Genomic DNA, 14362 nt, shown 5'->3' on the forward strand with positions numbered 1-14362 from the left:
AAAAAAAAACCCGCCATTGGCGGGTTTTTAAAGAACCCACCTTGCGGTGGGTTCCAAGGGATCGTGCGAACGGTGTTATCCGCGGTGTGCAGCCGCCATGAACTCGCGGGCGTTGCCCGTGTTCTTGGTCAACAGGCTCACCACAAAGATCGACAGCAGGGCCGCCGGCACGCCGTAGAGCGCTGGGTTGCCCAGCACGCGGATGCCAGCAATCTCTGGCACGGCCGAGAAACGGGCGAAGGTGAAGGTCAGCGAGACGATCAGGCCCACCACCAAACCGGCAATCACGCCTTCTTTGGTCAGACCAGTCCACCAGACCGACAGGATCAGCACCGGGGCGAAGGTCGAGGCAGCGATACCGAAGCACATGGCCACCAGGATGGCAACGTTCTGGTCTTTGAGCCAGATCGAAGCCACCAAGGCGATCACGGTCAGCACGACGGCACCCATTTTGGCGAACGCCACACGCTCACGGTCGGTGCTGTTGGGGCGCAACACGCCGGCATAGACGTCGTGCGACAGGCTGGTGGTCATGGAGATCAGCAGACCCACCGCCGTGCTCAGCATGGCTGCCATGGCACCGGCTGCGATCAGGCCCAACACCACTTCACCCCCTAGTGCCTGACCAAGCATGGGAATGGCCAAGTTGGTGGCTTGACCGCGCTGGCCAGCTTGCAGCATTTTGATCAACTCAGGGTAGAGGATCATCATGGTGGCAAAGCCGACGAACAGCACCGCAACGTAGAACACCGCCAAGCCGATGATGGTGATTTCGGCACCTTTCTTGGCGTCTTTGGCGTCTTTCACGGTGTAGAAGCGGATCAGGATGTGTGGCAGACCGGCTACACCGAGCAGCAGACCCAGCACCAGACTGACCTGGTTCCAGACGTCGGGGGTTGCAACACCGGGTGTGAGCGCATTGGGCAGGTTTTCAAACCCGGCGCGGACCGCTTCGGCCAGCACAAACGGGCCGTAAGCGCCTTCGACCGCGGGCGGCACCACCACTTGAGCCATCACCCCTACGGCAGCGGTGGGCGGAACGGTGTCCATGGCTTGGCTGATGATGGCAAAGGGGTTGCCACCAAAGTAAACCAGCGTTGCCAGCACGAACAGCAGCAGCATCGCCACCAACAAGATCACACCCTGAATGGCTTGGTTGTAGGTTGTGCCCATCATGCCACCCAGAATCACCATCAGGCCCATGATGATCGCCGAAACGAACACCGTGACCATGTAATCCCAGCCCAACAGCAACTGGAACAGGTGACCCGCACCCACGATCTGCGGCACCAGGTAGAGCGTGCCGATGACCACCGTGGTGAACATCGCCAGGAACTTCAGGCTGCGGCCGCCAAAGCGCCCGACCAGCACGTCACCGACGGTGAACTTGCCTGAGCTTTTCAGCGGGCCAGCCAGTGCCACCAGCACAAAAATCCAGGCGCCAAAGAAGCCGATGGCGATCCACCAGCTATCGATGCCAACCAGCGCAATCGCACCGGCCACACCCAGGAAGCTCGCCGCCGAGCAGTAGTCGCCAAACATGGCCCAGCCATTGAGGCGCGGGGAGATTTTGCCGCCAGCGACGTAGAAGTCGGTGGTGGTGGTGGTTTGTTTTTTGCCCCACCAACTGATGTAGACCACCAGTATCAAACTGACGACCAGAATGGCAAAGGCAATTGGGTTTTCAAAGTTCATGATTTACCCCCTTTGTCTTGGTTCAGACACATGCGGGTCACCACCAAGCCGACGACGAACACCAGCGTGGCGGTGTAGAGCGCCAGCGGCAAGCCGAGGATTTCGATCTGACCGATTTGCTTGAAGTCGCGCGTCGCGATCACGGCAGCCACGAAATACGTGACACAAAAAATGGCCAGTAGGCCCAGGGCCGCGCCAAGCTTGCGCTTGATCACGCCCTCGTCGTACACGACGCCGGGCGGTGCCGCGTCTTTCGTACTGGGGTTAGTCATGAATGGGTTCCTTTCTGGATCAGCCCGGGATGGGTCGAATCACACCTGAAACGGCGGCTTGCGCCACCGCGCCAGAACGCTGCCGCAAGAGGCCAAGCAACGCTCAGGCACGGACTGTCGAGCCCGATTCTTACAGCCAACTTATGAACACCACCCAAGTTCCCCGGTCCTAGGGTATGTCCTAGGAAACTCCTTGCAAAAAGCAAAGGAAACGGTAGTGCGCGGCCACGTATCGGCCTGCGGGGTGGCGCCGGGGCTGGCCCCGTAGAGCCACTGGCAGGCCCGGATGACGCCAGCGTGGCAGAGCCAGACCACATCGCCCGGCCCATCCGACGCCTGCTCGATCAGGGCCGCCTGCACGCGCTGCAGCAGTTGGCGCACCGACTCGCCCCCGCCCACGCGCGCATCAGCAAAATCGCGCACCCAGGCGTCTACGGCGGCCTCGCCGATGTCGCTCCAGCGCCGCCCTTCCCAGACCCCGAAGTCGAGCTCGTCGAGCCGCGCGTCGGCGCCGCCGGGCTGCAGGTCGGAGCGCAAGGCCAACAGCTCTTGTGCCAGCAATCGGGTGCGCTGGCGCGTGCTGCTGCGCAGCCGTGCACCAGCAGGCAAACGGCTGGCCAGGCTGCGGGCCAGTTCTTGGGTTGCCAGCGGATCGGCCGGCCAATCGAGCCGCCCGTAGCAGGTGGCACTCGCCGGTTCCACCGGGCACAGCACGCTGGCATGGCGCACCAGCCACAGGCTGCCCTGGGCCGCTGCGTCAGGTGCGGGGGCGGGGGCGGGTGTGTGCGCGGCTTGCGGGGCCGGGCTGGCTGGGTTGGGCTTCATGCAGCGCTCCCCGTTCAGCCGGCAACACCCGGCCACTGCAGCGCCAGCCCCAGCAGCAGCCCGAGGGCGGCGGCTTGCTGCATCGCACCCAGCCCGTCGCCGGTGTAGCCGCCCAGGCGGCGCAGCAGCCAGCGCCCCATCCACACCGCGCCCAGCAGCGCCCCCAGCAGGCCGGCGAACAGCTCGATGGCCGACACCCACCACAGGCCTGGCGCCACCAGCAGCGCCGCCAGCACCAGCGCCCCCAGCAAGCCGCGCCCCGAGAGGCCATCGGCCAGCGGTTTCGATTTGGCGCCGGCCAAATCGCCCACATGGCGCTGCCGGTGCAGCATCCACAGCGGGGCGCAGCGCGACACCGTGTGCGCCCACACCAACGCCACCAGCGCCAGCGCCACATCGGTTTGCAGCAAGGTGGCCAGCAAGGCGCACTGGGCCAGCAGCGCCACCCCCAGCGCCAGCGCCCCGTAGCTGCCAATGCGCGAGTCTTTCATGATCTCGAGCGCGCGCCCGCGCTCGGCCGAGCCGCCCAGGCCATCGAAGGTATCGGCCAGCCCGTCTTCGTGAAAAGCCCCGGTGAGCAGCAGTCCACATGCCAACGCCACCACGGCCGCCACCCAAGCGGCGGCCGGCACGGCGGGCAGCAGCCACCACAGCGCCACCATGGCGGCGGCGGCCAACACGCCCACCAGCGCGCCCACCAGCGGGAAGTACGGCGCCGATTCGCGCAGCAAACGCGGGCTGTAGCCGACCCAGTCGGCCAGCCGGCCCGTGACCGGGATGCGCGTCAAAAATTGCAGCGCCAGCAAGAAACGGCGCAAGGCGTTGGCCATGGGATTTACTCCGGGGTGCGGATCGAGGCTGGCGCGGCGAAGCGGTTGCCAGCGTGGGGCTGGATAGATGGCGGGCTTAACTTGGCGAGGTTATAGCGCCACCGACTGGCTCACCCCGGCGGACTCGAAACTGGCCATCTGCTCCAGCAGCGTGCAGGCCGAGACCAACAGCGGCCAGGCCAGCGCCGCGCCCGAGCCCTCGCCCAGCCGCAAACCCAGGCGCAGCAAGGGTTCGGCCCCCAGCAGCTCCAGCAGCCGGGCGTGGCCGCGCTCGGCGCCGCAGTGGGCAAAGACGCAGCGCTGCAACAGCGCCGGCTGCAAGCGCGCCGCCACCAGCACCGCGGCCCCGGTGATGAAACCATCGACCACGATCACGCGCCGCTGCGCCGCCGCTTCCAGCACCGCCCCGACCAAGGCGGCGATCTCGAAACCGCCCAAGGCTGCCAGCGCATCCAGCGGTTCCTGGGCCTGCGCGTGCAACTGCAACACCGCGCGCAGCACGGCGGTCTTGCGCTGCACCCCGGCGGCATCCAGCCCGGTGCCGGCCCCGGTGCAGTCTTCGATCGGCACCCCGCCCAAGCGCGCCAGCAGCAGCGCCGCGGCCGAGGTGTTGCCTATGCCCATCTCGCCCAGCAGCAGCGCGTTGCCCGGCAGGCTGCGCACCACGGCGGCCCCATGCCCCAGCGCGGCCCGGCACTGCGCCGCACTCATGGCCGGTTGCAGGCTGGAGTCGGCGCTGCCCTGCGCCACCTTGCAGGCACGCAAAGCCGGGTGCGCGGGCAGCTCGGCGCGCACGCCGCAGTCGAGCACCGTCAGCGCCAGCCCGTGCTGGCGCGCCAGCACGCTCACCGCCGCGCCACCGGCCAGAAAGTTGAGCACCATCTGCGCCGTGACCTCACTCGGGTAGGCCGACACGCCCTGCGCCGCCAGCCCGTGGTCGGCGGCGCACACCAGCAACTGCGGCTGCTGCAACTGCGGCGCCTCGGTGCCCAGGATCAGGCCGATGCGCAGCGCCAGCGCCTCGATCTGCCCCAGCGAACCCAAGGGCTTGGTCTTGCCGTCGAGGCGCTGCTGCAGGCGCGTGCGCAGCGCGGCCGGGTTGAGGGCGTCGAGATCGGCCAGTTCGGGCGGGTTCCAGTTCATGGTGGCTTTCGGGAGGTGCAATAAAAAAGTTTAGGGCTCCAGCAGCGCCGCCAGCGCGCCGGGTGCGAAATGGGCCGCCACGTGGTCGGCTAGGCGATCGAACACCTGATCGGGCAACGGCACCGCCGCCCCGAACAGGGCCTGCAACACGGCGGGCTGCTCAAACAGGCCGTGCAGATACAGCCCCAGCACATTGCCTGCTGCGTTGCACCAGCCCAAGGGCTGGCCGCTGGCGCGGTGGTGCAGGGCCGCCAGCAAGGGCTGGCCAGCGGCCACCCGGGCGGCATCGGCTTGGGTTTGCCCGTGGTGGATTTCGTAGCCTTGCACCGGCAGCCCCTGCAAGGCGGCCCACGGCCCCTGCGCCAGCGCCGGGCTGGCAAAGACCGCCTCGGTGGGCGTGACGGTTTTGTGGCGCGCAAACTGCGTCAGCAGCGGCAGCAGGCCGAGCCCGGCGGCGTTGCCGTCGATGCCGTGCGCATCTTGCAGCGCCTGGCCCAGCATTTGCAGGCCGCCGCAGATGCCCAGCACCGCCCCACCGCGCGCCGCGTGCTGCGCCAGCGCCCCATCCAGCCCTTGCGTGCGCAACCAGGCCAAGTCGGCCGCCGTTTGTTTGCTGCCGGGCAGGATGACCCAGTCTGCTGCGGCCAGATCGGCCGGCTGGCGCGCCCACAGCAGCCGCAGACCGGGCACCTGGCTCAGCGGCTGGAACTCGTCGAGGTTGCTGATGTGCGGGCCAGCCAAGATGGCCACCGTCAGGCGCAAAGGCCCGGCCGCCTGGCCCGCAGCGGGCCCGTACCAGCCGTCCTCTTCGGGCAGCCCATGCTGGCGCAGCAGGGGCACAGTCGCCAGCGTGGGCACGCCGGTGAGCTGCTGCAACTGCTGCGGCCCCGGTGCCAGCAGGCTGGCATCACCCCGGAAGCGATTCAGTACGAAGCCGCGCAACAAGGCCCGCTCGGCTTCGGGCAGCAGCGCCCAAGTGCCGTAGAGGTGGGCAAAGGCACCGCCGCGGTCGATGTCGCTCACCAGCAGGCAGCGCGCTTGGGTGTGCCGCGCCACGCGCAGGTTCACGATGTCGCTGTCCATCAGGTTGATTTCGGCCGGGGAACCCGCCCCTTCGATGACGACCAGATCGTGCGCTGCGCGCAGTTCGTCCAAGGCCTGCGCCACCGTCGGCCACAGCCGCTGGCTGCGCTCGCGCCAGGGCATGGCGCCCAGTTCCGCGCTGACTTGGCCCAGCAGCACCACCTGCGAGCGGGTGTCGGCCTCGGGCTTGAGCAGCACCGGGTTCATGCGCACCTCGGGCCGCACCCCGGCCGCCAGCGCCTGAAAATACTGGGCGCTGCCGATTTCGCCCCAACCGCCCCCCGTGGTGGCCACCACGCGCGCGTTGTTGCTCATGTTCTGCGCCTTGAACGGGGCCACCTTGAGGCCCAAGCGGGCGTAGTGGCGGCACAGGGCGGTGGCGATCCAGCTCTTGCCCGCGCCGCTGCTGGTGCCCAGCACCATGATGCAGGGGGCGCTCATGCTGCCGCCTCCGTGCCGCCTAGGCTGTCCAGCGCCCGCAGCAAGGCTTGCGCAGCCGCGTCTGGCTGTGCGCTCAAGCGCCACCAGCCGGGCAAGCCGAACGAGGTGGCATCGCGCAACTTGATGCCCCGCGCCCGCAGTGCTTGTGTCGGCAGCGGCAGTGGCGGCTTGGCGCAGAAGAAGGGAGTATGGCTGGGCAAAGCGCACCAGCCCCGGCGCAATAGCTGTTGTTGCAGGCGCTCCTTGCGCCGTTGCAGCTCGGGCAGGCACCCTTGCACCCATGCCTGCACCGGCGGTTGGCACCACTGCTGCAACAGGGCCACACCGTGGCTGCCCACCGGCCAAGAGGCGGCCAAGAATTCCAGCTCCCGCCGCATGGGGGCCAGCGCTGGCGGCGCAATCGCGTAGGCAGCCCGCACCCCGGTCAGGCCCAGGGCTTTGTTGGGTGACCAAATCTGCCAGCAACGCTGGCGCTGCTCGGGCGTCAAGGTGGGCACCCCATCGAGCCGGAGCGGCACGTAGGCGCAGTCCAAAGCCACCACGGCGCGACCATGGCCCAGCAGCGCAGCCACCACTGCGGGGCTTTCGTTTTGCCCCAATGGGCTGCCGGGTTCGCACAGCCAAGCCAGCTTGGCCTGCAGGGGGTCATCGGTGTGCTCCAACCCCCATGCGGCTGCCGCCTGGGCGTAGTCGCCATAGGCGTGGCGCGGCCACCAGACTTCGATCTGCCCCCGCTGCCGCGCCCAAGCCGACAGGCGCTGCACCCACTCGCTGGCACTGGTGCCCAACAAAATGCACTCGGGCTCGACCCCGTGCAAACCGGCCAAGGCGCGGCGCAAGGCCGTGTAGGCCGGGTCTGGGTAGCGGCCGGAATCGGCTTGTCGCACCGCAGCCTCGACGGCTGGGCAGGGCCCGCAGGCGTTGGCGTTGGATGAAAAATCCCATTGGGCCGCGCCTTGCTTGTCGGTGCCGCCGTGTACCCGCCCATCCACGGTGCTCATGCCCAGCCCCTGTGCTGCAGCGCCGCAATGCAGGCCGCTGCAGCCGCCAGCAAGCCCGCAGCCAGCCACAGGGTGTGGCCGCACAGGGCGATGGCCCTTGGGGTGCAGTCTGCGGTGGGCGCAGCGGCGTGTTCATTGAGCGCGTACACACCGGGCTTGCACAAGCGCACGTTCAAAGCCAGCGCCAAGGCACCCATGGGCCAGCCCCCGTTGGGCGAGGGGGTGCGGCGCGCCTGCTGCGGCAGCGCCCGCAAGCGCCGCACCGGGCCCCAGGCCAGCAACAGCAGCCCGGTCAAGCGAGCGGGCAGCCACGACAACACATCGTCGGCCCGCGCGGCCCAATGGCCCGCCCACGTCCAGATGCGGCCGTTGCGCTCGCCGCGGTAGCCCCACATGGCGTCAGCGGTGTTGGCCCAGCGGTACAGCGCCGCACCAGGCAAGCCGGCCACGGTAAACCAGAACAGGGGGGCCACCACGGAATCGTTGAGGTTTTCTGACAGCGTGGACAGCGCCGCCTGGCGCACAGCGGTTTCGTCCAGCGACGACACCTCGCGGCTAACCAGCCGCGACACTTGCGCGCGCCCGGCTGGCAGCGACACCGCCAGGGCGGTCTCCACCTGCTGCACCTCTTGGCGCAACATGCGCCACGCCAGCAAGGGCTTGAGCAACAAGCCCAGCAGCACGGCCTGCAGCCAGAGCGGCACCCAAGCCACCAGGCCCACCAGCAGCGCGGCACAGCCCGCCACCACCGTGGCCCCCGCCATCCAGCCCAGCGCGCCACGGCCCCATGGGCCCCAGCGCTTCTCGGCACCGACTTGGGCCGGTGGCGCCGCCCAGCGGCCCAGCCACGCCAAGGCCCAGCCCATGGCCACCACCGGATGCCAGCGCAGCGGTGGCTCACCCAGCCAGCGGTCTGCCAGCAGGGCCACCCCAATCGCCACCCCAGGGCTGAGAACGGCGATCCAAGTGGGGGCAAGGTCTTGCATCTCAGGCCTCAGTCTTCAATGCCACGCTGGGCCGGCACCCCGGCCTGGAAGGCGTGTTTGACCAAGCCCATTTCGGTCACGGTGTCGGCCAGCTCGATGATTTCTGGCGGACAGCGGCGGCCGGTCAGGCAGACGTGCACGTCGCGCGGGCGCTCGCGCAGGGTTTGCAGCACATCGTCCAGCGGCAGCCAGCCGTAAATGAGCGGGTAGGTGATTTCATCCAGCACCAACAGAAAGTGCCGCCCATCCAGTATGGCCGCCTTGGCGCGCTGCCAGCCATCGCGGGCCAGTTGCGCAGAATGGTCCAGGTCCTTGCTTTTCCAACTGAAACCATCCCCCAAGCCCTCAATGGGCAGGCCCATCTGCTCAAACATGCGGTGTTCGCCAAAACGCGCGCTCGGCACCTTCATAAACTGAAAAATCCGCACCTGCTTGCCGTGCACATGGGTGCGCCCAAAGGCCCGCAAAGCCAGCCCAAACGCTGCCGTGCTCTTGCCCTTGCCGTCTCCGGTGTGGACGATCAAGAGCCCGCGCCGCTCGCCCTCGGGCTTTTCATAACGCTTTTCGGTGGGAGGCGATTCAATCTGCATGGGCTATCCGGTTTAATGGGGCAAAGCCACCCAGCGCCCATCGAGGGCGTGGATGCGCAAGCGGTGCTCAAACACCTTTGAGATCGCCTCGTGGGCGTCGGGATGGTTCGCCGGCCCCTGATACGCAATGGCGCCCTCGCGCATGACGATCACGTCATCGGCCAAGAGGGCCATGGAAATTTCGTGCAGCACACTGACCACGGTGCAGCCCTGCGCCACCCGCTCGCGCACCAAGGCCAGCCAGTCGGCCTGGTGCGGCGGATCCAGGCTCGTCAGGGGCTCGTCCATCAGCAGCACCTGCGCCTGCACGGCCAGCAGCCGGGCCAGCAGCACGCGCTGGCGCTCGCCCCCAGACAAGGCCCCAAAGGCACGGTCGCGCCAGTCCCAGGCATGGGTCTGGCGCAAGGCGGCCTCCACAATGGCATGGTCGGCCTCGCTCGGCGGGGCCAGCCAAGCCTGATGCGGCAGGCGCCCCAGCATGGCCACGTCGCGCACGCTCAGGTCGTCGGCACCCATGTCTGAAGCGCCCCCCTGCGCCAGCCAAGCCAGCGCCCGGGCCCGTTCGCGGTGTGGCCAGTCATGGATAGACCGGCCCTGCAGCTCCACCCTTCCTTGGGCGGGCACCAGGCCAGCCAGCGCCCGCAACAGGGTCGATTTGCCGGCGCCGTTGGGGCCCACGATGCTGGTCCAGCGGCCTGCTTGAATCGCCACCTGGACGCGCTGCAACACCTGGCGCGGCTGGCGCGCCGGGCCAAGCTGCACGCACAGCTCGTGTGCCGCCAGAACGGCGGATGCCGAGTAGGTGTTCATGCCATGCGCCGGTGCATCAACCACAGCAGATAGCCTCCGCCCAGCACCGCGGTGAGCACCCCCACCGGAATTTCCTGCGGGGCCAGCAAACCGCGCGCCAGCAGATCGGCCGCCAGCAGCAGCAAGCCGCCCATCAGGCTCGAGAGCCACACCAGCCGGGCGTGGGTGGTCTTGACCACGGCCCGCACCAGATGCGGGGCCGCCAAGCCGACAAAGGCGATTAGCCCGGTCTGCGCCACCGCCGTGCCGGTGGCCAGCGCCATCACGGCCACCAGCGCGGCCCGCAAGGGAGCCAGTGGCAAGCCCAGGCTCTGTGCCGTGGCTTCGCCCAGGCTCAGCCCGTCGAGCACTTTGGCCAGTGCCCACGCCGCCGCCACGCAAACCGCCCCCACCGAGGCCATGATGACCCACGACGACCAGCCCACAAAGCCCGTGCTGCCGAGCATGAAAGCCTGCATGGCCTGCAACACATCGGGCTCCATGAGGGTGACCAGGGCGGTGAGCGCGCCCAGCACCATGCCCACCACGACCCCAGCCAGCAGCAGCCGAAACGTGTGCTGCACGCCGCGCGCCAGCGCCAGCGTGAGCAGCACCGCGCCGACCGCACCCACAAAAGCCGCCCCCGTCAGACCCAAGCGCACCACCCAGGCCGCCGCAAAGGGCGACACCCCCAAACCCACCAGCGTCACGGCCACGGCGAGCGACGCACCCGCCGCGCTGCCGAGCAAAAACGGATCGGCCAGCGGATTGCGAAACAGGCCCTGGGCCACCGCCCCCGCCAGACCCAGCAGCGCACCGGCAGCCCATGCGCCGAGCGTGCGCGGGGCGCGGATGTCCCACACGATCTGCGCCGCCACCGGGTCGGCCAGCATGGCCCAAACCGGCTCCACACCGGTGCTGCCCACCCCCAAGCCCAGCAGCACCAGCACGGCAGCGGCGCCCATCAACACCCAGGCCAGCCAGGCGCTGCGGCTTTGATCGGTCGTGGCGTGCAGGGCACTGCCCGCCTTTGCAGGCGCTGCGGCGTGGGGGGATGCCGTCTGGGTCATCATGGTTGGGCGTAGCGCCGCAGGCAATCGGCCAGCAACCGCGCGCCTTCGGCCATGCGCGGCCCCGGGCGGATGATGGTGTCGGCCTCTGCGTTGCTGAACACACACATCTGGCCCCGACTCACCGCCCGGATGCGCGACCAGCCCGGCCGGTCGGTCAGGCCGGCAAAGTTGCGATCGCCCACCATGATCACGTCGGGGTTGGCGCGCACCACAAACTCGGGGTTTAGTTTCGGGAACGGCCCCAATTCAGCCGGCACGATGTTCTGCGCCCCCAGCCGTGCCAGCGTCTCGCCTATGAACGATGAAGCCCCGGCCGCAAAAGGCGCGCGGTTGACCTCAAAGTACACCCGTGTGCGCCGCACGCCGGGCGGCAATGACTGGGCGGCCGCCTGCACGGCGGCATCGATCTGGCGCCAGATGCGCTCGGCCTGGCCCGCAGGCAGGCCCAGCACCCGCGCCACCGTGCCCATCACCCGCTGCACGTCGGCATGGGTCTTGGGCTCTAGCGCCACCACCTTCAGACCCAGTGCCTCCAGCCGCTCGATGCCCCGGCTGGAGGTGGCCACCAGCACCACATCGGGCCGCAGCGCAACGATGGCCTCGATATTGGGGTCGATCCCACCCCCGACCCGTGGCAGCGCCTGCACCGCCGCCGGCCAGTTGGAAAACCGATCCACCCCCACCAGCCGGTGGCATTGCTGCAACTCGCACACCGTTTCGGTGAGCGAGGGCAGGATGGAGACCACGCGCTGTGGCGGGGCTGGCAGCAGCACGCTGCGACCGCGGTCGTCCGTGACTTGGATGGGCTGCGCCTGCGCCTGGCCCAGAAAAAAGACCATGAGCACGATGGCCCACCACAGCCACCGGGAAGATACGCGCAACGCAGCAGCCATCAAGCCCCACCTTTCACCTGCAGCGGGCAACCCGCCACCATCAGAGTGACGCGGTCCGCCCGCGCCGCCACCGCCTGGTTCAGGCGCCCAAGTTCGTCCACAAAGCGGCGCACAGGCGGCCCCAGCGGAATCACGCCCAAGCCAATTTCGTTGCCCACCAGCAGCACCGGACCGGGCAGACCGGTCAAGCTTAGGCACAGGTGCTCGATCAGCGCCTCGCTGTCGGCCAGCGGCTCCAAGCCCGGCGGCGGCATGATCGCTTGCGTCAGCCACAGCGTGAGGCAGTCCACCAACAGCAGCGTCTGCGGCGCGCTCTCGTGCCGCAGCGCCTGCGCCAACTCCCGCATCCGGTCCGGCCCTAGGCCCTGCCCGACCTCGCGCGTTTGCAAGCCCGGCACCCGCAGCGCCCGCTCGCGCCGGTGCCGATCGATGCGCTGGCGCATTTCCTCGTCGCCCGGCACGGCGGTAGCCAGCAGCAACGCGCGCCGCCCCGGTGCGCCCGCCAGCCACTGCTGCGCCCGCTGCTCGGCGCAGCGCGACTTGCCGCTTTTTTGGCCGCCGAGAATGAGTTCCAAACGCACCGCATCAGCCATATTGAATGCGCCACTGGTCAATTAAACGATGCAACTGCGCCACTCCATCGGTCAACGCCGCAGGACCGGGTTGCAGGATGTCGGCCGACTTGATTTCAAACAGTTGCCCGTTGCGCACGGCAGGCAGATCGGCCCAACCTGCACGAGCAGCCACCTTCTCGGCCCGAAACTTTTTGCCACACCAAGAACCGATGACCATGTCAGGGAGACGCCGCACGATCTCAGCCCCATCCGCAATGATGCGGTCTTTGCCCATGGGCTGCAGCGCCAGCTCGGCAAACACATCTTGGCCGCCCGCCAGCGTCAGCAGTTCCGAGACCCAGCGGATGGCACTGATGTGGGGCTCGTCCCATTCCTCGAAAAAAACCCTCGGGCGGCGCAAACCTGCGGCATCCTGTGCCGCGGCGGCCTGCGCAATCGCGTCGAGTTGGGCCTGCATGGCCGCGATGCGCTGCCGACCCTGCTCCACACAGCCCACCATGGCCGCCACTTGGTGCAGCATGGAGAAAATCCCGTCCACACTGCGCTGGTTGAACACGGTCACCTGCACCCCCGCGCGGATCAGCGCTGCCGCAATGTCCGCCTGCAGGTCGGAAAAACCCAACACGCAGTCTGGCTCCAGCGCCAGAATTTTGTCGATCTTCGCGCTCAGAAAAGCACTCACCTTGGGTTTTTCTTCCCGGGCCCGGCGCGGCCGCACCGTGTAGCCGCTGATGCCAACAATGCGCGCCTCCTGTCCGAGCAGGTAGAGCCACTCCGTGGTTTCTTCGGTCAAACACACAATGCGCTGAGGGCCGGGCAGATTCATGCGGCCTCCGGCAAAAACAGGTGCGCTGTCGCCTTGGGAGACGACGCAAACCATGCGTGAAAATAACTGGCTTGCAAGGCAGCACGGCGGTAAACCGCCTCGGGCCGCCCAAAGCGCCGCACAGGCTGGGTCTGCGCGGCTGGGGGGTGGGAGGTATCAACCGTTGAATAGTGAAAGCTGTGCCCGCGCAAGGCACCATGGGGTGTATCCCACTGCTGCGACCCCAGCGCCGCCAAGCGTGGCTGCACGGTGACTTCTCCGGGCAACAAACTCCACATGGCGTACCGACGACCGTCACCAAGCGTCAGTCCTTCAAACAGGGGCATCATGCCCCCGCATTCTGCCCACAGCGGTTTGCCCGCCGCCACATGAGCGGCCAAGCCATGCCGGGTGCGCTGCAGGCGGGCCAGCGATTCGGCATGCAGTTCTGGGTAGCCACCGGGCAACCAGACGGCGTCGCAGGGGGGTAGCGCATGGTCGGCCAAGGGCGAAAAGGCCACAACCCGCGCACCCAAGGCGCCCAGCGTTGCCAAATTGGCGGGATAAATGAAGCAAAAGGCCGCATCTTGGGCCACCGCCACCGTGCGACCAGCCAGCAGTTTCGGTATCTCGGGCGGTGCTTCGGCGGGCATGTCAAAACGCACCGCCCAACGCTGCCACTCCACAAAATCCAATTGACCCAAAGGCGTTGGGGCCAAGGCATCGGCCATGGCATCCAGCCTGGCCATGGCATCCGGCAGCTCGGTGGCGGCGGTCAGGCCCAAGTGCCGCTCTGGCAGGGCAAAAGCCGCATCCCAACGCAATGCGCCCAGCCAGCCCGCATGCAGTGGATTCTCGTGGTCAGCGGCCACTGAAGCCTGCAGCGCGTGGGCATGGCCATCGCTGGCCACCCGGTTAGCCAAGGCGCCCGCCCACTTCAACCCACCCTGATAGTGGCGCAAACCATGCACCAAGGCACCAAACGTCTTGGCCATGGCCGAGGCATCCACCACCGCCAGCACGGGAACGCCCAGCCTCTGCGCCAAATCAGCCGCGCTGGGTTCGCCGTCGAACAGGCCCATCACTCCCTCAATCAAAATCAGATCATTTTGCTCAGATGCGTGGCAAAGCCGTGCGCGCACATCGGCCTCGCCATTTACCCACAAATCCAAGTTGTCCACCGGCTGTCCGCTGGCCAGCGCCAGCCATTGGGGATCGAGAAAATCAAGGCCGCACTTGAATACCTGCACCCGCCGCCCGGCCCGCGCATGCAGACGCGCCAAGCCACAAGTGACGCTGGTCTTGCCCTGCCCCGATGCCGGGGCCGCGATCAAAAGAGCGGGACAGGTTGCCACTGGCTT

15 protein-coding genes are annotated in these 14362 nt (G+C 67.9%); all 15 read right to left on the reverse strand.

Going from position 1 to position 14362, the window contains the following annotated elements:
- Nucleotides 1–75 precede the first annotated feature (75 nt).
- The gene (locus SRAH_RS03910) at nucleotides 76–1695 is read right to left on the reverse strand and encodes a sodium/solute symporter (protein WP_029462045.1); all 1620 of its coding nucleotides are present in this window, start codon (nucleotides 1693–1695) and stop codon (nucleotides 76–78) included.
- Nucleotides 1692–1967 carry a bestrophin gene (locus SRAH_RS03915; protein ID WP_149028922.1) on the reverse strand — a complete coding sequence of 92 codons (276 nt, stop codon included), beginning with the start codon at nucleotides 1965–1967 and terminating at the stop codon, nucleotides 1692–1694. The genes SRAH_RS03910 and SRAH_RS03915 overlap by 4 nt, the downstream gene beginning before the upstream one ends.
- Before the next feature lie 141 nt (nucleotides 1968–2108).
- A complete protein-coding gene (locus tag SRAH_RS03920) occupies nucleotides 2109–2792 on the reverse strand; it encodes a histidine phosphatase family protein (protein ID WP_052369080.1) in 684 nt (227 codons plus the stop codon).
- Between the two features lie 14 nt (nucleotides 2793–2806).
- The gene (locus tag SRAH_RS03925) at nucleotides 2807–3622 is read right to left on the reverse strand and encodes an adenosylcobinamide-GDP ribazoletransferase (protein WP_029462048.1); all 816 of its coding nucleotides are present in this window, start codon (nucleotides 3620–3622) and stop codon (nucleotides 2807–2809) included.
- 90 nt (nucleotides 3623–3712) lie between these two features.
- On the reverse strand, nucleotides 3713–4765 hold the full coding sequence (cobT, locus tag SRAH_RS03930) for a nicotinate-nucleotide--dimethylbenzimidazole phosphoribosyltransferase (RefSeq protein WP_029462049.1): 1053 nt from the start codon (nucleotides 4763–4765) through the stop codon (nucleotides 3713–3715).
- A 30-nt stretch (nucleotides 4766–4795) separates the two neighbouring features.
- Nucleotides 4796–6289: a cobyric acid synthase gene (locus tag SRAH_RS03935; RefSeq protein WP_029462050.1), complete on the reverse strand. Its 1494-nt coding sequence runs from the start codon at nucleotides 6287–6289 to the stop codon at nucleotides 4796–4798.
- Nucleotides 6286–7290, reverse strand: a complete 1005-nt coding sequence (locus SRAH_RS03940) for an aminotransferase class I/II-fold pyridoxal phosphate-dependent enzyme (protein ID WP_045476107.1) — start codon at nucleotides 7288–7290, stop codon at nucleotides 6286–6288. The genes SRAH_RS03935 and SRAH_RS03940 overlap by 4 nt, the downstream gene beginning before the upstream one ends.
- A complete protein-coding gene (gene cbiB, locus SRAH_RS03945) occupies nucleotides 7287–8276 on the reverse strand; it encodes an adenosylcobinamide-phosphate synthase CbiB (RefSeq protein WP_029462052.1) in 990 nt (329 codons plus the stop codon). Before cbiB ends, SRAH_RS03940 begins: the two co-directional genes overlap by 4 nt.
- 8 nt (nucleotides 8277–8284) lie before the next feature.
- Nucleotides 8285–8866 (reverse strand): cob(I)yrinic acid a,c-diamide adenosyltransferase, encoded by a 582-nt coding sequence (gene cobO / locus SRAH_RS03950; RefSeq protein WP_029462053.1) that lies wholly within the window; start codon nucleotides 8864–8866, stop codon nucleotides 8285–8287.
- Between the two features lie 12 nt (nucleotides 8867–8878).
- On the reverse strand, nucleotides 8879–9676 hold the full coding sequence (locus SRAH_RS03955) for an ABC transporter ATP-binding protein (RefSeq protein ID WP_029462054.1): 798 nt from the start codon (nucleotides 9674–9676) through the stop codon (nucleotides 8879–8881).
- Nucleotides 9673–10728 (reverse strand): FecCD family ABC transporter permease, encoded by a 1056-nt coding sequence (locus SRAH_RS03960; protein WP_082210058.1) that lies wholly within the window; start codon nucleotides 10726–10728, stop codon nucleotides 9673–9675. Before SRAH_RS03960 ends, SRAH_RS03955 begins: the two co-directional genes overlap by 4 nt.
- Nucleotides 10725–11621: an ABC transporter substrate-binding protein gene (locus tag SRAH_RS03965; RefSeq protein ID WP_029462056.1), complete on the reverse strand. Its 897-nt coding sequence runs from the start codon at nucleotides 11619–11621 to the stop codon at nucleotides 10725–10727. The genes SRAH_RS03960 and SRAH_RS03965 overlap by 4 nt, the downstream gene beginning before the upstream one ends.
- Complete coding sequence (locus SRAH_RS03970) at nucleotides 11621–12214, reverse strand: bifunctional adenosylcobinamide kinase/adenosylcobinamide-phosphate guanylyltransferase (RefSeq protein ID WP_029462057.1); 594 nt, start codon at nucleotides 12212–12214, stop codon at nucleotides 11621–11623. The genes SRAH_RS03965 and SRAH_RS03970 overlap by 1 nt, the downstream gene beginning before the upstream one ends.
- Complete coding sequence (locus SRAH_RS03975; RefSeq protein WP_029462058.1) at nucleotides 12207–13022, reverse strand: ABC transporter substrate-binding protein; 816 nt, start codon at nucleotides 13020–13022, stop codon at nucleotides 12207–12209. The genes SRAH_RS03970 and SRAH_RS03975 overlap by 8 nt, the downstream gene beginning before the upstream one ends.
- Nucleotides 13019–14356 carry a cobyrinic acid a,c-diamide synthase CobB gene (locus SRAH_RS03980; protein WP_029462059.1) on the reverse strand — a complete coding sequence of 446 codons (1338 nt, stop codon included), beginning with the start codon at nucleotides 14354–14356 and terminating at the stop codon, nucleotides 13019–13021. Before SRAH_RS03980 ends, SRAH_RS03975 begins: the two co-directional genes overlap by 4 nt.
- Nucleotides 14357–14362 lie beyond the last annotated feature (6 nt).

This window comes from Serpentinimonas barnesii (genome assembly GCF_000696225.1).
In the GTDB taxonomy this organism is placed as follows: domain Bacteria; phylum Pseudomonadota; class Gammaproteobacteria; order Burkholderiales; family Burkholderiaceae_C; genus Serpentinimonas; species Serpentinimonas barnesii.

What these genes read in the sequence shown, in the direction of transcription:
- SRAH_RS03910 (WP_029462045.1), bottom strand. Translation starts at nt 1,695, where the DNA reads ATGAACTTTGAAAACCCAATTGCCTTTGCCATTCTGGTCGTCAGTTTG.
- SRAH_RS03915 (WP_149028922.1), bottom strand. Translation starts at nt 1,967, where the DNA reads ATGACTAACCCCAGTACGAAAGACGCGGCACCGCCCGGCGTCGTGTAC.
- SRAH_RS03920 (WP_052369080.1), bottom strand. Translation starts at nt 2,792, where the DNA reads ATGAAGCCCAACCCAGCCAGCCCGGCCCCGCAAGCCGCGCACACACCC.
- SRAH_RS03925 (WP_029462048.1), bottom strand. Translation starts at nt 3,622, where the DNA reads ATGGCCAACGCCTTGCGCCGTTTCTTGCTGGCGCTGCAATTTTTGACG.
- cobT (WP_029462049.1), bottom strand. Translation starts at nt 4,765, where the DNA reads ATGAACTGGAACCCGCCCGAACTGGCCGATCTCGACGCCCTCAACCCG.
- SRAH_RS03935 (WP_029462050.1), bottom strand. Translation starts at nt 6,289, where the DNA reads ATGAGCGCCCCCTGCATCATGGTGCTGGGCACCAGCAGCGGCGCGGGC.
- SRAH_RS03940 (WP_045476107.1), bottom strand. Translation starts at nt 7,290, where the DNA reads ATGAGCACCGTGGATGGGCGGGTACACGGCGGCACCGACAAGCAAGGC.
- cbiB (WP_029462052.1), bottom strand. Translation starts at nt 8,276, where the DNA reads ATGCAAGACCTTGCCCCCACTTGGATCGCCGTTCTCAGCCCTGGGGTG.
- cobO (WP_029462053.1), bottom strand. Translation starts at nt 8,866, where the DNA reads ATGCAGATTGAATCGCCTCCCACCGAAAAGCGTTATGAAAAGCCCGAG.
- SRAH_RS03955 (WP_029462054.1), bottom strand. Translation starts at nt 9,676, where the DNA reads ATGAACACCTACTCGGCATCCGCCGTTCTGGCGGCACACGAGCTGTGC.
- SRAH_RS03960 (WP_082210058.1), bottom strand. Translation starts at nt 10,728, where the DNA reads ATGATGACCCAGACGGCATCCCCCCACGCCGCAGCGCCTGCAAAGGCG.
- SRAH_RS03965 (WP_029462056.1), bottom strand. Translation starts at nt 11,621, where the DNA reads ATGGCTGCTGCGTTGCGCGTATCTTCCCGGTGGCTGTGGTGGGCCATC.
- SRAH_RS03970 (WP_029462057.1), bottom strand. Translation starts at nt 12,214, where the DNA reads ATGGCTGATGCGGTGCGTTTGGAACTCATTCTCGGCGGCCAAAAAAGC.
- SRAH_RS03975 (WP_029462058.1), bottom strand. Translation starts at nt 13,022, where the DNA reads ATGAATCTGCCCGGCCCTCAGCGCATTGTGTGTTTGACCGAAGAAACC.